This window comes from Streptomyces sp. 8N616, from assembly GCF_052246385.1.
GTDB lineage: Bacteria > Actinomycetota > Actinomycetes > Streptomycetales > Streptomycetaceae > Streptomyces.
Map to the genome: position 1 here is coordinate 37,922 of NZ_JBQQBY010000016.1, position 24,236 is coordinate 62,157.

General features: G+C 70.8%; 23 protein-coding genes and 2 pseudogenes. 14 read left to right on the forward strand and 11 right to left on the reverse strand.

All coding sequences use genetic code 11. From position 1 onward, the window contains the following. Positions 1 to 106 precede the first annotated feature (106 nt). The 3 genes from ACTWQC_RS16495 (at position 107) to ACTWQC_RS16505 (ending at position 3,796) form a co-directional block, all read left to right on the forward strand. Positions 107 to 1,063, forward strand: coding sequence for an alpha/beta fold hydrolase (locus ACTWQC_RS16495; protein WP_443316441.1), 957 nt, complete (start codon positions 107 to 109; stop codon positions 1,061 to 1,063). Positions 1,064 to 1,214: 151 nt separating this feature from the next. Next, the gene (locus tag ACTWQC_RS16500) at positions 1,215 to 3,341 is read left to right on the forward strand and encodes a nitrate- and nitrite sensing domain-containing protein (protein ID WP_443316442.1); all 2,127 of its coding nucleotides are present in this window, start codon (positions 1,215 to 1,217) and stop codon (positions 3,339 to 3,341) included. Continuing rightward, complete coding sequence (locus tag ACTWQC_RS16505) at positions 3,338 to 3,796, forward strand: roadblock/LC7 domain-containing protein (RefSeq protein WP_443316443.1); 459 nt, start codon at positions 3,338 to 3,340, stop codon at positions 3,794 to 3,796. Before ACTWQC_RS16500 ends, ACTWQC_RS16505 begins: the two co-directional genes overlap by 4 nt. Before the next feature lie 141 nt (positions 3,797 to 3,937). On the opposite strand, the gene ACTWQC_RS16510 is transcribed toward ACTWQC_RS16505, so the two are convergent. From ACTWQC_RS16510 to ACTWQC_RS16525, 4 genes are all read right to left on the reverse strand, one after another. Beyond that, positions 3,938 to 5,404: a penicillin-binding transpeptidase domain-containing protein gene (locus tag ACTWQC_RS16510; RefSeq protein WP_443316444.1), complete on the reverse strand. Its 1,467-nt coding sequence runs from the start codon at positions 5,402 to 5,404 to the stop codon at positions 3,938 to 3,940. 70 nt (positions 5,405 to 5,474) lie between these two features. After that, positions 5,475 to 6,824: an FtsW/RodA/SpoVE family cell cycle protein gene (locus ACTWQC_RS16515; protein ID WP_443316445.1), complete on the reverse strand. Its 1,350-nt coding sequence runs from the start codon at positions 6,822 to 6,824 to the stop codon at positions 5,475 to 5,477. A 124-nt stretch (positions 6,825 to 6,948) separates the two neighbouring features. Beyond that, positions 6,949 to 7,521: an SH3 domain-containing protein gene (locus tag ACTWQC_RS16520; protein ID WP_443316446.1), complete on the reverse strand. Its 573-nt coding sequence runs from the start codon at positions 7,519 to 7,521 to the stop codon at positions 6,949 to 6,951. Positions 7,522 to 7,815: 294 nt separating this feature from the next. Then, a complete protein-coding gene (locus ACTWQC_RS16525) occupies positions 7,816 to 9,090 on the reverse strand; it encodes an ABC transporter substrate-binding protein (RefSeq protein ID WP_443316576.1) in 1,275 nt (424 codons plus the stop codon). A 186-nt stretch (positions 9,091 to 9,276) separates the two neighbouring features. Between ACTWQC_RS16525 and ACTWQC_RS16530 the strand changes: the two genes are divergently transcribed. Continuing rightward, on the forward strand, positions 9,277 to 11,760 hold the full coding sequence (locus tag ACTWQC_RS16530) for a SpoIIE family protein phosphatase (RefSeq protein ID WP_443316447.1): 2,484 nt from the start codon (positions 9,277 to 9,279) through the stop codon (positions 11,758 to 11,760). A 101-nt stretch (positions 11,761 to 11,861) separates the two neighbouring features. Here the strand turns inward: ACTWQC_RS16530 and ACTWQC_RS16535 are convergent, their stop codons facing one another. Further along, positions 11,862 to 12,734 (reverse strand): helix-turn-helix transcriptional regulator, encoded by an 873-nt coding sequence (locus ACTWQC_RS16535; RefSeq protein WP_443316448.1) that lies wholly within the window; start codon positions 12,732 to 12,734, stop codon positions 11,862 to 11,864. 207 nt (positions 12,735 to 12,941) lie between these two features. Here ACTWQC_RS16535 and ACTWQC_RS16540 point away from each other — a divergent pair, with 207 nt between their 5' ends. The 5 genes from ACTWQC_RS16540 (at position 12,942) to ACTWQC_RS16560 (ending at position 16,433) form a co-directional block, all read left to right on the forward strand. Beyond that, positions 12,942 to 13,724 (forward strand): SDR family oxidoreductase, encoded by a 783-nt coding sequence (locus ACTWQC_RS16540; RefSeq protein ID WP_443316449.1) that lies wholly within the window; start codon positions 12,942 to 12,944, stop codon positions 13,722 to 13,724. Between the two features lie 100 nt (positions 13,725 to 13,824). Further along, on the forward strand, positions 13,825 to 14,286 hold the full coding sequence (locus ACTWQC_RS16545) for a hypothetical protein (RefSeq protein WP_443316450.1): 462 nt from the start codon (positions 13,825 to 13,827) through the stop codon (positions 14,284 to 14,286). 29 nt (positions 14,287 to 14,315) lie between these two features. Beyond that, the gene (locus ACTWQC_RS16550; RefSeq protein WP_443316451.1) at positions 14,316 to 14,546 is read left to right on the forward strand and encodes a tautomerase family protein; all 231 of its coding nucleotides are present in this window, start codon (positions 14,316 to 14,318) and stop codon (positions 14,544 to 14,546) included. 343 nt (positions 14,547 to 14,889) lie between these two features. Further along, positions 14,890 to 15,714, forward strand: a complete 825-nt coding sequence (locus ACTWQC_RS16555) for a hypothetical protein (protein ID WP_443316452.1) — start codon at positions 14,890 to 14,892, stop codon at positions 15,712 to 15,714. A 290-nt stretch (positions 15,715 to 16,004) separates the two neighbouring features. Continuing rightward, positions 16,005 to 16,433: a nuclear transport factor 2 family protein gene (locus tag ACTWQC_RS16560; protein WP_443316453.1), complete on the forward strand. Its 429-nt coding sequence runs from the start codon at positions 16,005 to 16,007 to the stop codon at positions 16,431 to 16,433. Positions 16,434 to 16,513: 80 nt separating this feature from the next. Here ACTWQC_RS16560 and ACTWQC_RS16565 read toward each other — a convergent pair whose 3' ends face one another. Next, the gene (locus ACTWQC_RS16565) at positions 16,514 to 17,515 is read right to left on the reverse strand and encodes a trimeric intracellular cation channel family protein (protein ID WP_443316454.1); all 1,002 of its coding nucleotides are present in this window, start codon (positions 17,513 to 17,515) and stop codon (positions 16,514 to 16,516) included. A 420-nt stretch (positions 17,516 to 17,935) separates the two neighbouring features. Between ACTWQC_RS16565 and ACTWQC_RS16570 the strand changes: the two are divergent. Continuing rightward, positions 17,936 to 18,316 (forward strand): annotated as a pseudogene (locus tag ACTWQC_RS16570) (FAD-dependent monooxygenase); the annotation flags it as partial. Here the strand turns inward: ACTWQC_RS16570 and ACTWQC_RS16575 are convergent. The 4 genes from ACTWQC_RS16575 to ACTWQC_RS16590 form a co-directional block, all read right to left on the reverse strand. After that, positions 18,238 to 18,924 (reverse strand): DUF899 domain-containing protein, encoded by a 687-nt coding sequence (locus ACTWQC_RS16575; RefSeq protein ID WP_443316455.1) that lies wholly within the window; start codon positions 18,922 to 18,924, stop codon positions 18,238 to 18,240. The pseudogene ACTWQC_RS16570 and the gene ACTWQC_RS16575 overlap by 79 nt on opposite strands. A gap of 500 nt (positions 18,925 to 19,424) precedes the next feature. Further along, positions 19,425 to 20,246, reverse strand: coding sequence for an iron uptake transporter permease EfeU (efeU, locus tag ACTWQC_RS16580; protein WP_443316456.1), 822 nt, complete (start codon positions 20,244 to 20,246; stop codon positions 19,425 to 19,427). Between the two features lie 31 nt (positions 20,247 to 20,277). Beyond that, positions 20,278 to 20,886, reverse strand: a complete 609-nt coding sequence (locus ACTWQC_RS16585; protein WP_443316457.1) for a hypothetical protein — start codon at positions 20,884 to 20,886, stop codon at positions 20,278 to 20,280. Positions 20,887 to 20,889: 3 nt separating this feature from the next. Beyond that, positions 20,890 to 21,486, reverse strand: coding sequence for an iron transporter (locus tag ACTWQC_RS16590; protein ID WP_443316458.1), 597 nt, complete (start codon positions 21,484 to 21,486; stop codon positions 20,890 to 20,892). Positions 21,487 to 21,758: 272 nt separating this feature from the next. Here ACTWQC_RS16590 and ACTWQC_RS16595 point away from each other — a divergent pair, with 272 nt between their 5' ends. The 3 genes and pseudogenes from ACTWQC_RS16595 to ACTWQC_RS16605 all read left to right on the forward strand — a co-directional run. Further along, complete coding sequence (locus ACTWQC_RS16595) at positions 21,759 to 22,157, forward strand: cupredoxin domain-containing protein (protein WP_443316459.1); 399 nt, start codon at positions 21,759 to 21,761, stop codon at positions 22,155 to 22,157. A gap of 161 nt (positions 22,158 to 22,318) precedes the next feature. Then, entirely contained in the window at positions 22,319 to 22,441 is a 123-nt protein-coding gene (locus ACTWQC_RS16600; protein ID WP_443316582.1) for a hypothetical protein, read from the forward strand. Further along, positions 22,432 to 22,626, forward strand: a pseudogene (locus ACTWQC_RS16605) (tyrosine-type recombinase/integrase); the annotation flags it as partial. The gene ACTWQC_RS16600 and the pseudogene ACTWQC_RS16605, both read left to right, overlap by 10 nt. A gap of 379 nt (positions 22,627 to 23,005) precedes the next feature. On the opposite strand, the gene ACTWQC_RS16610 reads toward ACTWQC_RS16605, so the two are convergent. Further along, positions 23,006 to 23,317: a hypothetical protein gene (locus ACTWQC_RS16610; protein ID WP_443316577.1), complete on the reverse strand. Its 312-nt coding sequence runs from the start codon at positions 23,315 to 23,317 to the stop codon at positions 23,006 to 23,008. A gap of 571 nt (positions 23,318 to 23,888) precedes the next feature. Between ACTWQC_RS16610 and ACTWQC_RS16615 the strand changes: the two genes are divergently transcribed. Beyond that, entirely contained in the window at positions 23,889 to 24,143 is a 255-nt protein-coding gene (locus ACTWQC_RS16615; RefSeq protein WP_443316460.1) for a hypothetical protein, read from the forward strand. The last annotated feature ends 93 nt before the right edge of the window (positions 24,144 to 24,236 follow it).

Below are 24,236 nucleotides of genomic sequence, written 5' to 3' on the forward strand. Positions count from 1 at the left end.
TCCCAGAAGACGATCTTGTCGCTGCAGGAATGTCCTACGGTGAATCGCACCGCATTCCCTCCAATCCGAACTCCGAACTCCGAACTGTGAAACGGAGCGATTCGCCATGCCTGCGCGCATTCCCGGGGACACCCGTATCGACCACGACGGCATCGAGCTGGCGGTACGCGACCACGGCGGGGAAGGCCCGCCAATACTGCTGCTTCACGGGGCCGGCCGCACGTTGTGCGACTGGGCCCCGGTGGCTCCCCGGCTGACCCCGCGTTACCGCGTCATCGCCATGGACCTCCGCGCCCACGGCTGTTCCGGTTCCGGCGCCGGCCCGTGGACCTTTTCCGCCGCTCTCGGCGATGTCGAAGCCGTACTGAAGGCGTTCGGGATCCCGGATGCGGTCGTGGTCGGGCATTCGCTCGGCGGGATGATCGCCGCCCTGTGCGCCGAGGCCGACTCGTCCACGCCTGCGGCGGTCAATCTCGACGGCCACGGAATGGGCAGGCCCGAGCAGTACGCCGGGCTCGACGCCGCATATGTGGAGCAACGGCTCGCCGAGGCACGGAAATTCGCCGCCGATGCCGCGGGGCGACTGTTTCCCGCCGAGGCCCTGGACGGTGTGCTCGGTTACCAGTCCGCCATGGCCCAGCAGCTCGGGATCCCGTTCGAACTGCTGGAAGCCGGGGTGCGGCGCGGGCTCGCCGAGGGGGAAGGCGGTCGGCTGTATCTGCGCCCCGAGCGCGAGCGGGCGCTGGAGATGCAGGCGGCCATGGACGGGCTCGACCTGTTCGCGCTCTACCCGCGCGTCCGCCGACCGCTGCTGATCTGCCGCGCCCAGCGCCCCAACCCTCCGACTCCCGGCCTGCCCTGGTTCGACGAGCTGATGGCCGCGTATACGGTGGGACTCGACAGGGACTTGGCAGCGATGGCGCGGACGCAGTCCCAGGTCACCGTCGAGGGAGTCGACGCAACGCACGCCATGCTTCTGGAGAAGCCCGGGGAAGTCGCTGAACGGATTCATACGTTCCTCGGGGGGATTGGGCTTCTCCGCTGCCCCGCCCTCCAGCGCTAGCCGGGGAGGGCTGGGTAGGGAAGACGGGGAAGCGTGTTACGGCCGGATGGCGCCTGCCGCACCCGGACCCCGCCCACCCGTGAGCGGGGCGCAACCCGTCTCTTACGGAAGGGAAATCACCACCTGACGGCACCTCCCTAGCGTTGACCGCGTGACGGGGAACACGGACCAGGGAAACACGGACCGGGGCACCGGCCAAGACCGGGGCACCGGCCACCACTTCGTACGTGCCGGGCGGCGCGGCCGGTTACTGGCCGTGCCCGGCTGGAACACCATCCGGGGCCGGGTCGCCGTCGTCCTGGCCGTGCCGACGTGTCTGCTGCTGGTGCTCACCGGGCTCGCGGTCGTGGACCGCGGCGCCGACTGGGCCGCCGCCCGGGAAACGCAGGCCCGGGTGGACCTCGTGCTCCGGGTGCAGGCGCTGGTGCACGAGCTGCAGCGGGAACGCGGGCTCACCAACGGCCTGCTGGGCGGCGCTCGCCAGTACCGGGACGACCTCGGCGCGCAGCGCGAGCGCTCCGACCTGGCCCGCGCCGAACTCGCGGCCACGCTCGGCGAGGGCGACGCGGACACGGTGTCCGCGGTCGAGGGAGCCCGTAGACGCCTCCTCGGACTGGCGGCGGTGCGGTCCGGTGTGGACGGCGGGAGCACGGACCGCGGCAAGACCTTCGCCTTCTACACCGCCTCCATCTCCGCGCTGATCCGGGCCCAGTCGGCCGACGGCGACGACGCGGCCCGCGGGGACCGGGCCCTGGCGGACGGCGTGGACGCGCTGCAGGCCCTCGCCGACGCCACCGAGTCCGTGGCACTGGAGCGCGGGTCGCTCAACGGGGTCTTCGCCGCCAAGCGCTTCCGCGAGGCCGAATACCTGGAGTTCACGGAGGTACGGGCGGCCCGCGTCGCCGCCCTCGACCAGTACGGAGGCTCGGCGACCCCGGCCCAGCGCAAGGCCCTCGACCAGGCCTTCGCGACCGGCGACGCCCGGCGCGCCACCGCCCTGGAGCGGCGCGCCGCCTCGGCCGCCGACGGCTCGCGGTTCGACGTCGACCCGGCGCAGTGGTGGCGTTCCATGACGGTCCTCGTCGACGACCTCTACGCCGTCCAGCAGCGCGTCGGCGCGGACGTACGCGCACGGGCCGGGCAGCTCAGCGACTCCGCGACCGCCCAGCTCGCGGGCTTCCTCGGCCTCGGGGTGCTGATCGTCGCCGTCGCCACCGCCCTCGCCGTCCTCTCCGCCCGGTCGATCACCCGCCCGCTCGGCGCGCTCGCCGATGAAGCCGACGAAGTGGCGGGGGCCCGGCTGTCCGAGGCGGTCGAGCGGGTGCTCAACTGGGACGGCCCGGAGGCCGGGTCGGACACCGCGGGGCAGCCCGTACCCGTACCGGAGGAGCCCGGACGGCCGGGCGAAGCCGCCGCCCGCAGCAGCGCACGCGAGATCGCCCAGCTCGCCGCGGCGCTCCGCAACGTCGAGCGCACGGCGGTCGGCCTCGCCGCGGAACAGGCCGTGCTCCGCCGCAACACCTCCGAATCGCTCGCCAACCTGGGCCGCAGGAACCAGAGTCTGCTGCGCCGCCAGCTCGGCCTGATCACCACCCTGGAGAGCCAGGAGGTCGACCCCGACGCGCTCGGCGAGCTCTTCGAACTCGACCACCTCGCGACCAGGATGCGGCGCAACGCCGAGTCCCTCCTCGTCCTGGTCGGCGAGCACGCGCCGCCCCGCTCCTGGTCCGGCACGGTCACCGCGCTCGAGGTCGTGCAGTCGGCGGTGTCGGAGGTGGAGCAGTACCGGCGGGTGTCCGCGGCCGACGTCGGGCCCTGCCGATTCCGCGGCCACGCCGTCGCCGAACTCTCCCACCTGCTGGCCGAACTGATCGAGAACGCCCTGGTGTTCTCGCCCCCGCACCTCCCCGTCGAGGTGTACGGCTGGCGCGACGTCGACGAGTACTGCCTGGCCGTCGTCGACCGCGGCATCGGCATGAGCGCGGCCGAGCTCGACCGCGCCAACGCCCGCCTGGCGGGGAAGGAGAGCTTCCTCGTCGCACCCACCCGCTTCCTCGGCCACTACGTCGTCGGCAGGCTCGCCGCCCGCCTCGGCGCCCAGGTCGAGCTGCGCGAGACCGAGGGCTCCGGCACCACGGCGTACGTGGCGCTGCCGTCCTCGCTGCTCGCCGCGCCCATCCCCTCCGACCGACCCCCGGGCCCCGACCAGGTCAGGGCCCTGCTCAACGGCTTCCGTGAGGGCGTCGCCCGCGGAGCCGCAGGAAAGGACAGCGCATGACCCAGCACATGACCATCGCGACGGGCGCTCCCCTGACGGGCGAGGCGCAGAACTTCAACTGGCTCGTCGGCGAGTTCGTCCGTACGGTCGACGGAGTCGTGGACGCCGTGGCCGTCTCCTCCGACGGGCTGCTGCTCGCCGCGTCCGGCGGCCTCGAACGGGACCGCGCCGACCACCTGGCCGCCGTCGTCTCCGGCATCACCAGCCTCGCCCAGGGCGCCGCGCGCGCCCACGGGCGGCACGGCGGCGGAGGCGTGAAGCTGGTGATGATCGAGATGTACGGAGGCTTTCTGCTGGTCACCACGGTGCGCGACGGCAGCTGCCTGGGCGTCCTCGCCGCGGAGGCCAGCGATGTCGGGCTCATCGGCTACGAGATGGGCGTGCTCGCGGACCGCGCGGGCGGCCTGCTCACCCCACAGCTGGTGACCGAGCTCCAACTCGCGGCGGCGCGCTGACACCCGGGGCCGGGACCGACCGAGACCGGGGGGACCGAGACCGGAGACCGGGACGCCGGGACCGGGACCGGAGACCGAGGCCCGGGTCGAGACCGGGGATCGAGACCGGGGATCGAGACCCGGGACCGAGGCCCCGTGGGCTCACCCCAGCGCCGCCTTCATCACGTCCCGCGCGATCGGGGCCGCGCTGCCGCCGCCGCTGATGTCCGCGCGGTTCGCCGCCGCGTCCTCGATGACGACCGCCACCGCGACCGCCGGATCCGCCGCGTCCTTGGCCCGCGCCCAGGAGATGAACCAGGCGTACGGCGTGCCGGAGTTGCCGACGCCGTGCTGCGCCGTGCCGCTTTTGCCGCCGACCTCGGCACCGTCGATCGCGGCCCTGCCGCCCGTGCCGTGCTCGACGGCGGCGACCATCATCTCCTTCAGCTGCATCGCCGTGCTGGGGCTCATCGCCTGCCGGTACGGCTGCGGCTGCGTGACCGCCACCGTCGCGTCACCGGAACGGGAGGAGGCCCGCGTCACCTTCCCGACCAGGTAGGGACGTTGCAGCAGGCCGCCGTTCGGGACCGCCGCGGCGACCATCGCCATCTGCAGCGGGGTCGCGCGCGTGTCGAACTGCCCGATGGAGGACAGCGCGACCTGCGACGGGTCCATCGAGGTGTCGAAGTTGCTCCTCGCGACGGGCGATGGAATCCGCAGGCCGTCGTCGTTGAAGCCGAAACTCTCCGCGGCCTCGGCCATCCTCCTGAGCCCCACATCCACCCCGAGGTGCGCGAAGACCGTGTTGCAGGACACCTCGAAGGCGTACAGCAGCTCGGCGTCCTCGCAGCCGTCCGCCGCATTCGTCAGCCGCGTGCTGGTGTTCGGCAGCGTGTACGGGTCGGGGGTGTCGGTCGCTGTGTCGGTGCTCAGCACGGTGCCCGAGTCGAGGGCGGCGGCCGCCGTCACCACCTTGAACGTGGAGCCGGGCGGATACGTCTCCTGCAGCGCCCGGTTGAGCATCGGCCGGCTCGCGCTCCGGTTCAGCGCGGCCCAGGCCCGGGACGCCGCCGCGCCCGTGCCGGACAGCATCCCCGGGTCGTACGACGGGCTGCTGGCCAGGGCCAGGATTCTGCCGGTCGCGGGCTCGATGGCGGCGACCGCGCCCCGGCGGCCGTCGAGACCCTTGTACGCGGCGCGCTGCACGGCCGCCTTGATGGTGGTGTGCACGTGGCCGCCGGGCTGCTGCCCGCGTGTGAGGTCGTTCCACAGCGGCAGGGGCGCGAGCCGCGCGTCGGTGCCGGACAGGACGTCGTCCTCGGCGCTCTCGGTGAGGGAGGTGCCGTAGGTCTGGGAGGCGTAGCCGGTGACCGGGGCGTAGAGGGGGCCGTCGGTGTACGTGCGCTCGTAGCGCAGGGGCTCGCCCGAGTCCCGGGAGCCGGTGACGGGCCTCCCCTCGACGAGGATGTCGCCGCGCGGCTGGCCGTAACGGGTCGTCGCCAGGCGGCGGTTGGCCGGGTTCCGCTCGTAGTCGTCCGCGCTGAAGACCTGGATGCGGGAGGCGTTGAGGAGCAGCGCCACGAGCAGCAGCAGACAGAAGACGGCGGTGTGCCGGACGCAGCGGATCACGGCCGCACCCCACAGGGCGGACGGATGACGGCGGTGCGGGGGAGGACGGCCGGGCGCCGGACGCAGCGGATCACGGCCGCTCCCCGCCCGCCGGCGGCGGCCTGCGGGCCGAGTCGCTGAGCGCGATCAGCAGCGCGACGATGATCCAGTTGGTGACGACCGAGGAGCCGCCCTGCGCGAGGAACGGCATCGGCATGCCGGTCAGCGGGATCAGGCCCGTCACTCCACCCGCGATGACGAAGACCTGCATGGCTACGATCGAGGCGAGGCCGACGGCGAGCAGCCGGCCGAAGTCGTCGCGGATCGTGACGCCCGCCCGGTAGCCGCGGGCCACCAGCAGCGCGTACAGCAGGACGATCGCGCTCAGCCCGCACAGGCCGAGCTCCTCGCCCGCGGTGGCCAGGATGAAGTCGGACTTGGCGGCGAAGCCGATGAGAACGGAGTCGCCGCGGCCGAGACCCGCTCCGAGCATGCCGCCCGAGGCGAAGGCGAACAGCGACTGGGCCAGCTGGCCGGGGCCCTGCCCGGCCTCGATGCCGGCGAAGGGGTGCAGCCAGGTCTCGACCCGCTCGTGGACGTGCGGTTCGAGGCGGCCGACGACGAGCGCGCCGACCGCGGCGAGCAGCAGGCCGACGGCGAGCCAGCCGGCCCTGCCGGTGGCGACGTACAGCAGGATCACGAAGAGGCCGAAGAAGAGCAGCGAGGTGCCCAGATCGCGCTCGAGGACGAGGACGCCGAGGCTGGCGAGCCAGATCGCGGCGATCGGGCCGAGTACGCGGCCGGTGGGGAACTGGAGTTTCCACAGGCGGCGGCCGGTGTACGCGAGGGCGTGCCGGTTCGCGGCGAGATAGGCGGCGAAGAAGACCGCGAGCAGGATCTTGGCGAACTCGCCCGGCTGGAAGGACAGTCCGGCGACGAGGATCCAGACCTTGGCGCCGTTGATGGCGGGGAAGAAGATCGGCATGACCAGCAGGCCGAGCGCGGCGGCCACGCACACGTACGCGTAGCGCTGCAGCACGCGGTGGTCGCGCAGCAGGGTCACCACCCAGGTGAAGAGCCCGACACCGACGGCGGACCACACGAGTTGGGTGGGCGCGGCCCGGTCGTCCGGGGTCTCCAGGTCGAGGCGGTAGATGAGGACCAGGCCGAGGCCGTTGAGCAGGACGGCGATGGGGAGCAGGAGGGGGTCGGCGCAGGGGGCGCGGAAGCGGACCGCGAGGTGGGCGAGGAGGGCGAGGACGCCGAGTCCGGCGCCGTACCGGGCCGCGCCGCCGGGCACCGCGCCGTGCTGGGCGAGCCCGACCTGGAGGTAGCCGAGGACGGAGATGAGCACGGCGACGGTCAGCAGGGCCAGTTCGACACCTCGCCGTCGGGGGAGCCGTAGCGCCGGTGGGGGCGCGTCCGCCGTCGTTGCGGTCATGCGTGGCAACGTAGCAAGCAGCGCCGCATATTTCGGTTATGTCGTGCTCGGCCCTGGCGTGCGTGCTCCCCGCGCGCGTGTAAGCGCCCGGGGGAGCACACTCACCGGTGAAGGCGTTTGCTCATCAGCACCAGTGCGGAGCCGGGCCGATGTTCTCGATGTAGCGGGCGGAGGCCCAGGCCCAGTGGCCGCTCGCAAGGAGGTACCAGCGCGGGTTGCCGTCGACGTTCTCGCTGTTGACCTTGCAGTTGATACGAACAGTCGTGCCGAACCCGACACTGCCGACGACCCTCGCGTTACGGTTGGGGGCATCGCGGAGGAGCAGACCGGTCCGGGCGATCACGCGACCTCTGTAGGGAGCGCGACGTCCGTCGTCACGACCGTTGTCCTCGCGCCCGTTGTCCTCGCGCCCGTTGTCCTCCCGGCCGTTGTCCTCCCGCCCGTTGTCCTCGCGTCCGTTGTCCTCGCGATCGTCGTCCCGGGCGTTCTCGCGGCCATTGTCTTCGCCGTCGTCGTCCCGGGCGTTCTCGCGTCCGTTGTCTTCGCGGTCGTCCGGGTCGTCGCCGCGGTTGAAGCTGTTGCCGAAACTCGGGTCATCGTCGGAGGGCGCAGCCAGGGCCGGGCCGACCGAGGTCATCGTGGCGAGGACGCCGGTGGCCGCGCAGAGGGCGAGCTTGCTGAACGTGGATTGCAGCATCTGTGTCCTCCTGTGGAGGGGAGTCCCATGGAGAACCCATGGGCGATCTCGTGGCGTCGGGCGTCGGTTCGACGTCGGCCAGGGCCTGCGCCCGGAAGGGGCGGCATCGTGGCCTTCCCGGCGGCGAGTTGCACGTGGTCTGAACCATTCCAACCCGCACAAATCACGCTAAATCTATCGCTCAATGTGCGCAACATGTCACTGTGCGTGACGGCATGCAGGCCCCGGCCGTGGCCTACCTGCAGGCCCCGGCCGTGACCGGGGCCTGCAATCCGCCGCCCCCGGCCCTACCGACTACGACGCCGCGTTCTCGATCGACTCCGCCTCGCGCTGCAGATCGCCCAGCACGCTCGCCGGATCGCCGTTCTTCGTCACCGTGCCGCCGATTTCCGACTTGAGCTTGCTGACGACCGCGCCCCACGACTTCTTGCCGACCGGATAGCTCTCGGCCGTCGGCAGCTGGTCGAGGAATTCCCAGACGTCCTTGTTGCTCACGTCGGCGCGCATCGCCTCCGACGCGGCGTTGGTCACCGGCAGCAGGTCGTACTGGTCGGCGAATTCGAGAACGTTCTGCTTGCTGTACGCGAAGTCGAGGAATTTGCCGATCGCCTCGCGGTGGCCGTTCTGCTTGAAGGCCATCATCCAGTCCGCCGTCCCCGTGGTCGCCCTGGACTGCCCGTCCTTGCCGGGCAGCGGCGCCATGCCGAAGCGGATGCCGTTCTCCTGGGCCAGCTGCATCAGCGTCGGGTGCCCGTTGAGCATGGCGACGTCGCCGCGCGTGAAGGCGTCGAAGGCGTCCTGCCGGTTCATGGCGCCCGGGTCGGGGTTGGTCAGGCCCTTGCCGACGAACTCGTCGCGGAGCCACTCGAAGGTCCGGATGTTCTCCGGCGAGTCGATGGCGTAGCTGCCGATCTCGTCGTTGAAGCCGCCCTCGCCGCTGAGCATCCAGTTCAGCGTCTCGGCCTGCGGCTCCTCCGGGCCGAGCGGCAGTGCGTACGGCACCCTGACCCCCGCCTGCTTGAGCGCCTCGGCGTCCTTCTGTAGCTCCCTCCAGGTCTTCGGCGGGCCGGGTATGCCCGCCTTCTCCAGGAGCTCCTTGTTGTAGAAGAGGACCCGCGTGCTGGCGACGAACGGCAGGCCGTACTGAATCCGTTGCACCTTTCCGGCGTCGGCGAGGGCGGGAATGAACGCCGCCTGGGTGGGGATCGAGAGCAGCTCGTCGGCGCGGTAGAGCTTGCCCGCCGCGGCGTAGTCCGCGTACGAACCGATCTGCGCGATATCCGGCGCCTTACCCGCCTTCACCATGCCTGCGACCTTTTCGTCGACCTCTTTCCAGGTGTAGACGTCCACGTCCACCGATATGCCGGGATTCCCGAACTCGAACTTCCCGACCAGCTGGTCCCAGTACCGCTTCGAGCTGTTGCCCGACCGGTCGCCGTATTCCGCGGCGACCAGCTTGATGGTGACGTTGCCTTCACCGATGGACCCGCTGTTCCCGCAGGCCGAGAGGGTGGAGGCCAGCATCGCCGCGACTCCCGCCCCGATGACCCCCAACTGCCGCCGCTGCACTGCCAAATACCGCCTTCTTGCTCAGAATTCCACTCGCCACGCCGAATGCGTCCCGGCATCGGCGTGAGGGTTGAGTCTCTCCCGTACCCCGGTGTGAGGTCCACATCACGGCGCGTATCGCTTCGGTATCAACGCGGAGGGGGCGGCGGTACCGTGGAGACAGCGCTGTACGACGGGATGGCTGGCATGAGGACTCCCCGACGAACTCGTTCCCTCGGAGGCGCAGAACCCTTCGAATTCGCGCGGACGGCCGTGCTGCTGATCGACGCCGAGGGGGTCGTCCGGGGCTGGACCGAGGGCGCGGAGACGCTGCTCGGCCATCCGGCTTCCGAGGCCCTGGGCGGGTCCGTGTCGGACGTCTTCGCCCCGGCGGACGAGCTGCCGCCCGGCGGGGGCAGGCTGCTGGCCGTACGCCACCGGGACGGGCGCCGGCTCGATCTGGAGGTCCGGATCCTGCCCGTACGCTCCGCCGACGGCCGCCCCCTCCGCCTCGTGCTCGCCTCCCAGACGGCGCGCACGCCGTGGTCCGGTGCCGGCCGCTCGCTGCTGAGCGGGATCGCCGGCATGTCACCGGTGGGCGTGGCGATGCTCGACACCGACCTGCGGTACGTGTGGATCAACGACGCCCTGGAGCGCATGGGCGGTGTGCCCCGCGAGCAGCGCCTCGGAAAGACGCTGGCCGAGGTCCAGCCGGGCCTCACTGTGGAGGCCATCGAAGCGAAGATGCGGCGGGTGCTGGAGACCGGGGTCGCCTCGGTCGGGTACGAGTACGTCGGCCGCCCCGGCGGCGACCCGCAGCAGGAGCACGCCTACTCGACCTCCTTCTTCCGTCTCGAGGACGAGGACGGCGAGCCTCTGGGCGTGTGCTACATGGTGCTCGACATCACGGAGAGTTACCGGGCCCGCCAGAAGATGGCCCTGCTGAACAGGGCGAGCGAGCGCATCGGCAGCACGCTCGACGTTCTGCGGACGGCGCAGGAGCTGGCCGATGTGGCGGTACCCGACCTCGCCGATCTCGTCATCGTCGACCTCTTCGAGTCGGTGCTGCGGGGTGAGGAGCCTGCCCCGGGCCCCGTCCACACCACCGAGTTGGACACGCTGTGCCGCGCGGGCCATCAGTCCGTACGGGAGGGCGCCCCGGAGATGGTGACCGAGGTGGGCGGGCGATGCGGTTACTCGCATGCGTCGCCCGTCGTCCTGAGCCTCGTCAGCGGTAGGTCATCGCTGGTCGGAACGCTGGACCTGGACGGGAGCGAGTGGGCGGACGAGGACCCGGGCCGCGCCGCGATCCTGCGCGACAGGGGATTCCACTCACTGATGGTCGTGCCGGTGCGGGCCCGCGGCATCTTCCTGGGCACGGCCGCGTTCTGCCGCTGGCAGGCCAAGGGGCCCTTCCAGCCGGACGACCTGCTCCTCGCGGAGGAGTTCGTCACGCGCGCCGCGGTCTCCATCGACAACGCGCGCCGGTACACGCGCGAGCACGCCGCGGCCCTGGCTCTGCAGCGCAGCCTGCTGCCGCACGAACTGCCCGGGCAGAGCGCGGTCGAGGCCGCGTACCGCTACCTGCCCGCCGATACGGGTGCGGGCGTCGGCGGTGACTGGTTCGACGTGATCCCCCTGTCCAGCGCGCGGGTCGGCCTGGTCGTCGGAGACGTCGTGGGCCACGGGATCCACGCCGCGGCCACGATGGGGCGGCTGCGCGCCGCCGTACAGACCCTCGCCGACATGGACCTGTCCCCGGAAGAGGTCCTGGCCCACCTGGACGACATGGCGGCGCGGGTCGCCGACGAGACCGCGGCCGGCGGGGGCACGGGAGTGACCGGAGCCACCTGCCTGTACGCGGTCTACGACCCGGTCAGCCGCCTCTGCACGCTGGCGCGGGCGGGCCACCCGCCGCCCATGATCGTCCCGCCCGCCGGTGCCGCCCGCTTCGTCGACCTCCCGGCCGGGCCGCCGCTGGGCCTCGGCGGCCTGCCGTTCGAGTCCGCCGAGCTGCTGCTGCCCGAGGACAGCCTGCTCGTCCTCTACACGAACGGCCTGATCCTGGGCCAGTCCCTCGACGTCAACGAGGGCCTCGTCCGGCTGCACGCCGCCCTCGGCGCCCCGGAGGCTCCGCTGGAGGAGCTCTGCGACGCGCTCGTCGGCAGCCTCCCGGTCGGCCGGCCGGTCGACGACGTGGCTCTGCTGCTGGCCCGCACCCGCGCCCTGGGCCAGGAGCAGGTCGCCTCCTGGGACGTCGCCGCGGAGCCCGCCGCCGTGGGACGGGCCCGCGCGAGGGCGGCCCGGCAACTGGCGGCGTGGGGTCTGGAGGAGATCGTCTTCCTGACGGAACTGGTCGTCAGCGAACTGGTCACCAACGCCATCCGGCACGCCTCGGAACCGATCCGGCTGCGGATGATCCGCGACCGCACGCTGATCTGCGAGGTCTCCGACGGCAGCAACACCTCGCCGCACCTCCGCCACGCGCGGACGATGGACGAGGGAGGCCGGGGCCTGTTCCTCGTCGCGCAGTACACCCAGCGCTGGGGCACCCGCTACACCACGGAAGGCAAGACCATCTGGACCGAACAACCCCTGCGCCCTGCCGAGACCGAGCCGGAGCCCGAACTCGGCAGCCTGGGCGCCTTCGCGGACCTGGGCGATGCCAGCGACGTGAGCGGGCTGGGCTGACCGCACCGCCGAACTCGCCACAACCCAGAGGCCGTAGGGTTACTGCTTACGCCCACACCGGCCACGGCCGGCGCGTCATGCCGCTGGCGTTGAGCCGGCGTTCAGGCCCGTTCCCCGGCGGAACGCGTTCCCTCTCGCTGCATGTCCTGCGTGCCGATGACGGAGAGCAGTTCCAGCTGGGCGGCGCCCTCGGTGCCGGGTGGGGCGGTGAACCACAGCAGGCGCTGGCGTCCGTCCTCGCTGAACAGGCTGTGGCAGTCCAGCTCGATGACGCCCAGCGTGGGGTGGACGATGCGCTTGTGGTCGGTGCGGCGCAATGCGACGTCGTGGGTGTCCCACAGGGCGGCGAACTCCTCGCTGCGCTGCCGTAGCACGGCCACCATCTGGGCCACTTCGGGGTCGCGGCCGCGCCGGGCGGCGACCGCATGGAGGTCGGCCACGAAGACCCGGGAGTGGTGCGGGTGGTCCTCCAGCGGGTAGAGCGCGCGGGCGGCGGAGTCGGTGAACCAGCGGTAGACGAAGCTAGCCGCCGGGCCGCGTACCGCCGGGGGCCGACCGACGAGTGCTGCGGCCAGCTCGTTCTGTACGAGGGTCTCGTGCAGGTCGCTGATGACCTGGGCGGGGGTGGTGGTGAGCCGGTCCAGCAGGCCGAGCAGGGCCGGCTGGACGTGTGCGCTCGTGCCGTGCGCCGCTCGGGGGACGGGCCGGTGGGCGAGGTGGAACAGGTGGTCGCGTTCGTCGCCGTTCAGGCGCAGCGCCCGTGCGAGGGCGGCCACGACCTCGGCCGAGGGCTGGGTGCTGCGCCCGCGTTCCAGCTCGGTGTAGTAGTCCGCCGACAGACCGGCGAGCTGCGCGACCTCCTCGCGCCGCAGGCCGGGCACCCGGCGCCGGGGTCCGGTGGGCAGGCCCACGTCGTCCGGCCGGACCCGGTCGCGCCGGGACTTCAGAAACGCGGCGAGTTCGGGAGGGTTCATGCCCCCATCGTCACTCGCTCGGGTGAGCTGAGCCAGGGGACGACAACCCCTGGGTAGACGCAGCCCTGGCTGGGGACGGAAGGCCGGAGGAGGGTGGACGGGAAAGCGGGGCACTGCGGCGGCGACGCCCTCGCCCCGCACCACGACCCACACACCGTTCAATCCGATCCGGGGAATTCCCGGTCGGCACCCCTCGCAGGAGTCTCCATGTCCCTCCCGAACCCCGCGGAGAACCGCGCCAGGTCCGACCACAGCACTGACCACCCCCGCGTCGCCATCGTCACCGGCGGCTCCCGCGGTATCGGCCGCCAGACGGTGGGCCGGCTCGCCGCCGACGGGTTCGCCGTCGTGGTCGGGTTCGCCGGAAACCGGGACCTGGCCGATGCCGCCGTCAAGGACGTCACCGCCGCCGGTGGCCGGGCGGTCGCCGTCCAGGCCGACGTCGCCGACGAGCAGGCCGTGGCCGCGCTGTTCGCCACCGCCGAGTCCGAGTACGGCGGCGTCGACGTCGTCGTCCACGCCGCCGGCCGGATGCACCTGGCGCCCATCGCCGACCTGGACCTGGCCGAGCTGGACGCAATGCACCGCACCAACATCCGCGGGACCTTCGTCGTCGCCCAGCAGGCGGCCCGGAAGGTACGCAGTGGCGGGGCGATCGTCACCTTCTCCACGTCCGTGGTGGGCCTGGCCTTCCCCGGTTACGGCGCCTACAGCGCGAGCAAGGGAGCGGTGGAGGCGGTCACGCTGATCCTCGCCCGCGAGATGCGCGGCCGGGACGTCACCGTCAACACCGTCGCCCCCGGCCCCACCGCCACCGACCTGTTCCTCGAGGGCAAGGACGAGCAGACCGTCGCCCGCCTGGCCGCCCAGCCCCCGCTGGAACGGCTCGGCACCCCCGCCGACATCGCCGAGGTCGTCGCCTTCCTCGCCTCCCCGGCCGGCCACTGGGTCAACGGCCAGGTCATCCGTGCCAACGGCGGCATCATCTGAACGGCCGCGGCGCCCGCTCACGTTCGCAAGCACCCTCACCCTGCACGGCGGCCGCTATACGCGGCGAAGCCGCGCATCGGACACAGCCGAGGACCACGCCATGCCCTCCCACACACCCAGCACCAGCACGATCCTGGTGACCGGTGCCTCCAGCGGCTTCGGGGCGCTGACCGTACGCGCCCTGGCCCGCGCCGGTCACACCGTGTACGCGGGGATCCGGCAGACCGCCACCCGCAACGCACCCGCGGTGGACGACCGCCACGCCGGCGCACCCGCCGACACCGACCGCGCCGCCGCCTACGACGAGCGCTACGGCCCCCTGCTGGCCGGCCTCAACGACCGGCTGGCCGCGCTCATCCCGCCGGACGCCGACGCCGCGCAGGTCGCCGACGCCGTCGTACGCCTGGTGGCCATGCCCGCCGGCACCCGGCCGCTGCGCACCCACATAGACCCCAGCCACGACGGCAGCGAAGTCGTCTCCGCGGTCGCCGACCGCATCCGCGCCGACTTCTTCCGCCGCGTCGGGCTGGACGACCTGCTCACCGCAGGCAGCTCCCTCTAGCCGTCGATACCCCAGGAGAGAGAACGACCATGCCCTTCGCCAACTTCAAGGTCCCCGCCGGCACCCTCGACGAGAAGCAGAAGGAACAGATCGTCACCCGTGCCACCGAGCTGTACGTCGAGATCTACGGTGAACGCGCCCGCGCCACCACCATGGTGCTGGTCGAGGAAGTCCCCGACGGCGGCTGGGGAATCGGCGGCAACGTCCTGACCCTCGCCATGCTCCAGCAGAGCGTGGACGGCCAGCGACCGCGCCACTGAAGGCCGCTGAGGACCGCTTACGGCGCTTACGGCGCTTACTGCGCTTGCGGCGCTTGCGGCCGCCGGGCGCGGCCCGGCACACGGCGCTCCCCGGTCGGCACCCGCCGACCGGGGAGCGCCGAGCGCTCGGCCTGCGGAGTGTCTTCCGGGTGCCGGGGTTGCCTCAACGCGCCTTCATCACGGAGTTGTTGCCGTGTCCTGGAACGGTGACGGGGGAGTCGTGGGTCGAGGACTTCGCTTTCCGGGGGGCTCTGACCTGGCGCATGGTGATCACACACGGCCGATCACCACGGGGCACGGGCCATCCGCCGCCGGCCCCCTTCCATGAAACGGGGACACCACCATGGCTTCCACTCTGCGCGCCAAGTCCTTTCTCGTCGCTGCCGCGTTCCTCGCGGGGACCACGCTGCTGACCGCCTGCCAGGAGGACACCACGGGCGCGGACTCCTCGTCGAAGTCCAAGACCGGCGCCTCCGCAGCGCCGGCGGAGGCGGCGGCGAAGGCGGAGGGGGTGAGCGGGACCTTCGCGGGCGGCACGGTGGAGTATCTGGCGCCGGGCAAGCACATCGTCAACGCCAACGGCAAGGAGCAGCAGTTCTGGGTGGCCGAGGACACCAAGGTCTACGGCGCGGGCACCATCTGCGGTGAGCACAACTCCGCCGCCGACACCCCCTGCACGGTCGGCGATCTGGAGAAGGCCCTCAAGGACGGGTCGATAGCCGCGGACGTGGTCATGAAGGACGGCATCGCCAGAAAGGTCACCGAGCGCCCGGCTCCGGACGAGGGCGCCCCGGTCGACGAGGGCACCGCGGACGAGGGCAGCAGTGAGGGCGGCGGCTCCGGCGCTCCGGCTGAGGGGGAGGGCGCGGAGTCGACCATCGACGGCATCAACAAGGGCAAGGGCGTCAACGGCACCTGGTTCGGCACGGTGTCCTACCTGGCGCCTGGCAAGTACACCGTCTCGGACATGAAGGGGACCGAGCAGGGGTTCTTCGTCGCGGAGGACACCGAGATCTGGGGCGCCGGTGACATCTGCGGCGACGAGGCCGGACAGGCCGGCACCGAGTGCACAGAAGAGGAACTGGAGGCGGCCACCAAGGGCACCGGCGTGTCCGCCGAGGTCGTCATCAAAAACGGCATCGCCACCACCATCCGCGACGACCACTGACACGGCAGACGGGTACGCGTAGTCACGCCGACTGGGTTCAGGAGTGCGGAGGTCACCTCCCACCCAGCGGATCCTGGATCAGGCCCGCCCGGGCCGGCCCGCACCGATTTTCGCTGATAGGCCGGTCGCCCGATGCCGCCGCGGCACACCCCGGTGTTCATTGGTGCCGCCCGGAGGAGGCCCGCGCCGCGGACTCGGGGCGTAGGCACCGATTCTCGGCCGCACCGGGGCCTGTCGTCGCTCACGTCCTGGGCGGCCGACCGCACGAGGAACCAGGAATGGGAGTACAGATGACCGCCAGTGTGACGATGAGCTTGCAGGACGCCCGGGCGTCGAGGAACCGGGAGGTGGTGGACCAGATGTACGCCGATCTGAGCCGTGGGGACGGTGAGGCGGTCCTCAGCACGCTGAGTGACAAGATCGAGTGGGTCGTCGCCGCCGGGTTGCCCTACGGCGGAACCTACCGCGGCCGTGACGCGGTGCTGGCCAGCGTGTTCGCCCGGTTCGACACCGAGTGGGAGGACTTCGCCGTCGTCCCGGCAGAGCTCATTGCCGTCGAGGACGTGGTGATCGCACTCGGGCACTACCAAGGGCGACGCCGTGGGACGGGCAAGGCGATGAAGGCACGCTTCGCGCATGCGTGGCGGTTTGAGCACGGCGTACCGGTCGCTTTCGAGACCATCGCGGACACCCGCACCATGGTCGCCGCCATGTCATAACCACCCACCCGCCCACCGACAGCCACACACGCCGTTCCCTCATGACGGGCGAGGGCTGCGGCTTCGCCGTCTCGGCGGACTCAGGCCGGCTCACGTCCGGGAGTTTCGTGACCGCCGGCCTGTTGCGTCCGCGGGGACTTGGCGTGGCGCAGTCCCATGGAGAGCCGGGGGTCGACGGGGCCGGGGGGCGATGTTCTGGCGAGGGGGGACTGAACCTGACGCGTCGTCTCTTCAAGCGGCGCCGGTTCGCGCGGCTGGACGGTGGGGCTCGACGGGAGGCTGAGGTCCCTCAGACGCGTCGTCTCGGCAAGCGGCGCCGGTCCGCGCTGCTGGGCGATACGGCTCGACGGGACACTGCTGATACTCAGGCGCATGGTGTCCGCGAAGGCGGGGCGGGAAGACGAGGTGAGGAGAGCGGCGTCGGCGTCTGGAAGGGGAGGCAGCTGGGAGGATTTGGCCTGCCAGGTGGCCGAGCGGCGCGGGCGCCACTGGAAGTGGAGTGCCAGCAGGCGGAATGTGAACGCCGTGAGGGCCGCGCCGATCGCCGTGGCGACGTTCAGGGCCCCCGCCGCGTGCAGCGCGGACGCCGCTCCCGCGCCGGTTATCGCGGGTACGGCGTACAGGTCGCTGTCCCAGCGCAGCAGGGCAGGCAGTTCCTTCGCCACCGCGCTGGCGAGGATGCCTCCTCCCATGGCGGTGATGACTCCCAGCGCGGCCGACGGGACGGCTGCCATTCCGTGCTGAAGCCCTTTGATGGTGCCGGTGACGCTGAACAGGCCGAGACCGACCGCGTCCAGCACGTCGAAGAGATAGGGCTGGCGGTGAAGGGGCCCGCTGAGGTAGGCGATCAGCGCTGCGGCAAGTGGCGCGAGTGGATAGCCGGGATCGGTGAAGGCGATCGACGGGACGTCGAGGACGAGGTCCCTCAACAGGCCACCGCCCAGCCCGGCGGCCTCGGCGAGGACGAGGGTCCCGAAGAGGTTGAAGTCCTTGCGCACGCCGAGATGGGCACCCGACAGCGCGAAGCCGAAGATGCCGAGCAGATCGAGGAAGTACTGCGCCGGGGTGGTCAGTTCGTGCATGAGGGTTGGCTCACTTCGGTTGTGGGGACGAGCCCGTTCGGGACGGCCGGGTTCTCTGCGGGCCTGCCGGTCACAGGCAACGGCCTGACGCCGTCGTCCAGGAGTCCCTTCCTGACAACGCCGCCTGTGGGGCCGACAGCGGTATGCCGAGCGCCTGCCCTCACGTTCGGCCACGTCTCCCGCACCCCGCCCCTGAACGTCGTACGTCGCATCCTCGGATGTCCGGTGATGCGGCAGGGCCGCGTCCACATGACGTGGCCGGTGGGCCGGATGGTTCACGGGGGTCCAAGGGCTGCCCGCCGCGGGCACCTGCGCATCGACCCGGTCTGTGTCCCAGGCCGTGGGGAGCAGCAACGTGAGGTCAGCGACCGTGGCTGCCATCCATCAGCCGGCCGGCTTGGCGCTCAGCCGCCACCGCGCGGGCCGGTCGTTCTCCTCGGCGACGCAGCCCACGCCATGACTCCCCATCTCGGCCAAGGCGCCTGCCAGGCCCTGGAAGACGCGGCCACCCTGGCCGCCGCGATCGCCGCCGAACCAACAGCCGAGTCGGCATTGGCTCGCTACGACGCCGAATGCCGCCCGCGCAGCCAGTCCGTTACGCGCGCGGCGCGCCAGGCCGGCCGGATGGGCCGGCAACTGACCCACCCCGTGGCCATCGCTGCCCGCAACACCGCTCTCCGGCCGGCCCCGTCCCGTGCGACCCCTGGGCGAGTTCGGGCCACCTACTCCTTCGGCGGCTCGGCAGCCTCGCCGTATTCGTCGTGCCAGTTCCACCATTCGTACGGTGGGGTCTGGGGGTAGCCCTCGGGCGAGTCCTCCCATTCCTCCTGCCGTCCGAGCGCTGTCATGTCGAGGTAGCTCCAGGTGCTCCCCAACGCCTCGTCGCCGCGGCTGTTGATGAAGTAGGTGCGGAAGACCCTGTCGCCCTCGCGGATGAACGCGTTCGTGCCGTGCCACTCGTCCACGCCGAAGTCGGTGTCGAACTCGTCGGTGATGGTGTACCAGGGCATCGTCCAGCCCATCCGCGCCTTGACCCGCTCGATCTCCGGCTGCGGCGCGCGTGAGGCGAAGACGAGGGTGGTGTCGCGGGCGTTGAGATGGGCGAGGTGGCCGACGTGGTCGGCCACCATGGAGCAGCCGCGGCAGGCGTGGTCGGGCCAGCCGAAGACGCCGGGCTCGAAGAAAGCGCGGTAGACGATCAGCTGACGGCGCCCCTGGAACAGGTCGAGCAGACTCGCCTTACCCTCGGGGCCGTCGAACGCGTACTCCTTCTCCACCGCCAGCCACGGCATCCGCCGACGCTTGGCGGCCAGTGCGTCACGGGCGCGGGTCAACTTCTTCTCTTCCGCGAGCAGTTGCCGGTGCGCAGCCTGCCATTCTTGCAGCGAAACGATCGGGGGTGTCTTCATCGTGATGCTCACCTTCCAGTTCGGTCCGAGCTCACGTGCCAGGCCAGGGGTGTGAGCTGGGCGCCGCTCAGCAGGACCCCTGCGTCCAGGGTCGGCCGCCAGGGACACGGGCGCACGCCGATGCTCAAGAAATCGAACAAGCGAACTAATGAGTGCATGGCGCCTACGGACTTCCCCGACGACCTGCTCCGGCTTCAGCGAGAGCTGACCAGCACGTATCGAGATGCTCGCGGCCCCGCGCCCCGGGCACGCCGCAGCGCTGCGCCCTCGGCTACTGGAGCTCTCCGCCCGGCTGCTGGCGCACCGTAGGGGCTTCCCGGGCCCGGCCGGCCGTCGACAGGCTGGGCGGAGCTGCACCACCACCATGCCCGCGATCATCGCGGCGCTCGTCGCGGCAGGACTGGTCGCCTGTGCCGGCGACTCTGACTCGACGGAGGCTGCGGTGAACGGCGATCGGGCACATCTTGCCCTGCCCGAGCAGCCATAAGAGACGGCGCCCCTTAAGCGGAGACGGGGACCTTGGCCGGCCGGAGCGGTCGCAGGAACAGGAAGAGTGCGGGGACCAGGTAGAGCGCCCAGACGGTGGCCTGGAGCACGCTGGGGTTGGGCTGGAAGTTGAAGGTGCCTTTGAGCAGGGTGCCGTACCAGCTGTCGGGTGGGATGGTGGCGCTGATGTCGAAGAGGCGGTTGTCCAGTCCCGGCAGGATGTCGGCTTCTTGCAGGTCGTGGATGCCGTAGGCGAGTACGCCCGCGGCCACGACGACCAGCATGGCGCCGGTCCAGGTGAAGAATTTCGCGAGGTTGATCCGCAGGGCTCCGCGGTAGAACAGCCAGCCCAGCACGACTGCGGTGAGCAGTCCGAGTGCGGCTCCGACGACCGGCCGCGTCCCGTCGTTCGTCGCCTGCACTGCGGACCAGAGGAACAGTGCGGTCTCAATGCCTTCGCGGCCCACGGCGAGGAACGAGGTGGCCACCAGGGCGCCCGTGCCGATCGCCAGCGCCTCGTCCAGTCGGCCGTGGAGTTCGGCCTTCAGGTGCCGGGCGGTGCGTCGCATCCAGAACACCATCCACGTCACGAGGCCCACGGCGATGATGGACAGGCCGCCGCCGAGCGCCTCCTGGGCCTCGAACGTCAGTTGGGCGGAGCTGAATTGCAGGACGGCTCCCACGCCCAGGCTGAGGGCGACCGCGATGCCCACGCCGAGCCAGATGGGCGGCAGCTTGGTCCGGTTCCCAGTCTTGACGAGGTAGGCGACGAGGATGCAGACGACCAGGCTGGCCTCCAGCCCCTCGCGCAGGCCGATCAGGTAGTTGGCGAACACGCCGTTCTCCCATTGAAGTCGATGTGCCGGTTCAGGATTGGCTGTTGAGGAAGCCGATCACGGTGGCGCCCCACCATCCGCCTTGGGAGATCGTGGCGGCGATTCCCGACTGGATCAGCAGGCGACGCGGCACGCGCTGGGTCTGCCATTGCCGTACGCGTTGTCCGAGCCAGTGGGCGTAGAGGCCGTTGAGCATCACAGCGAGTACGAGTCCGAGCTTGATCGCGGTCAGCGGAGAGGACAGGTTCGGCCGGAGGAACAGGCCGCTGAGTACGAGTCCGGCCAGCCCGAGCCAGATCGGCATCTGCAGGGCGCAGGCGGCCTGTAGGACGTCCTCCAGGCTGCGGCGTCCGAGCGTCCAGAGGATGGCGAACCAGTCGACGGCGAGCACGGAACCCAGCCCGACGATCAGCGCCGCGAGGTGCAGGAAGCGGGCTGCGGCCAGCAAGGGCGGGTCGGCGTGGACGTGCCCGGCCACCCAGCAGGCGGCGGCCAGGGCAGCAGTGCTCAGGGCGCCGAGGGTCACGAGCGCCCACGGCGGGGTTGGCGGACGGTCGTGGATCGCGGCGCCGTCTGCCAGCGCGGGCCGCCCGGGTTCCGGGCCCGGGGCGGCCGTTGCTATTCCGGAGCTCGAAGCCACTGCTCAGCTCTCCGGCTTCAGTTCCACGTCGCGGAGGGTGGCGGTGACTGCCTTGCTCAGGGCGGGCTTCTCACCGCTGGCACCGTGACGCAGGAAGGTCGGGGGCTTGAGCGTTGCGCGCAGCGTGTACGTGCCGGCCTTGGGGATGGAGAAGTTGTTGGCGTAGTGGAAGAACTCGGCGTAGTAGAAGTTCAGATCCTGGGCCTGGACGACCTTGCCGTCCTTGTCGACCACTTCGAGGTGGATCGGCACATCCGGCACGATACGGCCGGTCTCGGCCTCCATCGGGATGATCTCGATGTGGTGCGTCTCGTCCTTCGCCGGCGTCCGGTTGACCTGCTTGCCGTGCTCGGCGTGGAACCAGGGCTCGGCCGCCTCGACGATGTAGCCGATGCGGTATTCCCCGACGCGGGTCTCGCCGCCCCTGGCCGCGATCTCCGCCTCGAGCACGGTGTGCTGGTGTGCTACTCCGGCCGGTGCCGTCTCCTTCGCCTGGTTCTTGGCGGGTGCCTTGTCGGGCTTGTCGGAACCGCCGCAGGCGCTGAGGGCGAGGGCGAGCGGGACGACGATGCAGAGCGCGCTGAGTGACGTTCTGGGCATGGCTGAAAATCCTTCAATCACGGTAAGGTTAGGCGAACCTAAGGCCGTGTCGTGTGCGAGTCAAGTCCTCCCGCAATGTGGACATTGGTTCGCATATTGATCGCCGCAAGGTGAACTTTTCGTAATCCAAGGAGAGTTGAGGCGCCATGCACCGTCCGCCAAGGTTCAGTGGGCGACTGCGGGATGATCGATATCTGGACAGCGAAGCTGTCCTCTCGCCGACACTCCGCGGGCGCCTCTGCCCCTCGCCATCCCGCCAAGGAGAATCCGCTGTGACCTCTCGCTTGATCCGGCCTGTCGCCATCGCCCTGCTGACTGCTGGACAGCTCACCCTTGTGACCGCCTGTGCCGAAAAGGGCAGCAGCGACGCGAAGTCGGGTGCTATCGCGGTCAAGGCCACTGACGACGCGTGCAAGCTCTCCCGGACGTCCGCGCCTGCCGGGTCCATCGCCTTCGAGGTGGCCAACGAGGGAGGCAAGATCACCGAGTTCTACCTCTACGGACCAGATGACAAGGTGATCAGCGAGGTCGAGGGCATCGGGCCCGGCACCTCCCGCACGATGACCGTGAAGGTCACCGAGGCCGGCACGTACACCACCGCTTGCAAGCCGGGCATGGTCGGCAGCGGCATCCGCGGTGAATTCACCGTCACGACGAAGCACCATGGGTGACCGACTTCGCCGCACGACGAGCAACAAGACGTCCTGCTTCTGGCGCTTAGGAGCTTCGGGGCACTCGCGGTCCTTCGCTTGACGTTGCCTTGCAACTGCCGCGCTCTGGGTGGGCGTCGGCCTCCTCCCCGTCACGGGCGCGGCAGGCCGGCCTCGGCACGGTGGCCGCGGGCACCGCGGTCTCCGTACTCGCCCTCTACGCGGCCATCGTGCAGCCGCGGGCCGGTCGGGTCCTGAACTTCGGACGGATCAAGCGCGCACTCGCCTCGGCGCCGGTCTGCTGATCACCGCGGGTACATGCGTGCGCGCAGGCGGAACCGCCTGGCGCGAGGCTCGTGCCTTGGCGCTGCCTCCAGCGCTCGCCGCGACTCCGCTCGCGGGCCGCCCCTGCGACATGCGGCATTCGGCTCTGTCCACTCGGCTGTGCGCGGGCGCGGACCCTGCCGAGGTCGCTCGTGTATCTCGCAACTGGCGGCCCCGGGATGTCGAAGCTCGTCACCGCCACGCCGGGCAGGGCTTCTTTGCCGAAGCCGGGGTATGACGTGTCCCGCGTCCCAAGGCTTCGCGGCGGTAGAGCAGGGCGCTGCCGTAGCCGCTGCGTGAGGAGGGGAGCTCCCGCCTTTTGCGAGCGAGGACACCTACACGGTCGAGCTGCGCCAGGAACCTCCGGGAACCGCCAGGGACACCGCTGCAACTGCTCCATTCAGGTGCCGTGCACGTTCGACCCTGGTGGTTCGTGACCGCATCCGTGGCGAAGCCGCCGGACCGGCACCCGGTCCTCGTGTCCACCGCCGCGCACTGCTTGTGTGTCGAGCCGCCGGCCGGCCTGGATTCGAGGGGAATTGCAGTCAGGCGCGGCGTACTCGTGCGGCTATGCCGTGGCCCACGAACAGGTAAATCACGGCCGGAAGGCCGTAATTGAGAAGAACGCGCAGCCATTCTGCATCCATGGTGAAGATGTCCTGGGACCACCATGCGAGCCAGTCCGCCATTCCTTCGACGAAACCGACAAAGACGTTGGCCTGGTTGGCTTCGAGCACGTAAAGCAGGATCCACAGACCCAAGAACGCAGCTGCGATGTCCGCGATCGTATGGATGACCAGCGCAGACCGTTGCGCGGCGCTGTCCCGGTCGCCGCGGTGTCGCTGGCCTGCGGACATGGGTTCGCCGGTGTTGCTCACGAAAAGCCCCAATCGAATAGGTGAGTGATCCCTGGCCTTCGGCAAGGAAGCACGGCCGAGGTCGGCCTCCCCTGCAGGAGACACCCCGGCCGCGGTCTCGCGCGGGCCTCTCCGTGCCCGTCTTCATCTCTGCGCCGGACAGATCGCGTGTGTTACGCCGCCACCGCATGTGCGTCCGTTACGGGCGTCCATGCGAATTCTGTCTGCGCTCACGCGTGCGGGGGGTGTGACACCTGATCTGTCACTGGCGCAGAAGCAGGTGCGCCGACTGGTCATCGGCGCATGCGGATCCGGGGGTTCCCCCCGTGCCTGCGGATCCGGTTTGCGGCGCGGGCGCGTCCGAGTCTTCGGTCCCGCCCGCGCCGCCTCACGAGGACACCACTCCGTCGACTCAGACCCAGGGAACGCCGGGCGTTGGCATGCTCTCTGGCGGCCCCGGGACGCCTTGATGCGGGCGGCGCGTCGGCGCACCGCCACGGTGGAGGACTCGGAGGACGTTCTCCAGGAGGCGATGGCCGGGCGGTTGAGTCCTCGACGGAATGGTGCTGTCGTGTCCGACGATCAGGCGGGGCGTGCGGAGGCGGGGCGCCATACTGCCGCAGGCGGAGGACCGCATCGGGACCGCCGTCACACGCTATGGATATCGGTCGGGCTCGTGGTCGTCGTCATCGGCGCGGTGGCCGGCTTCAAGCTGGCGGATCTGCCGCCTTCCGACGGTGTGACGGTGCACATCGTCCCGGACCCTCCTCAGGATCTGGACGAGTACTGGACTCCGGAGCGCATCCGCGACGCGAAGCCGTTGTAGGGTCCGGGGCGCCGACCGGGGTAGCGGTCGGCGCCCCGGAGCTCAGCTCGGTCAGCGCTTGGGTCAGAGGCTGTTCACGGCGTTGACGACCGC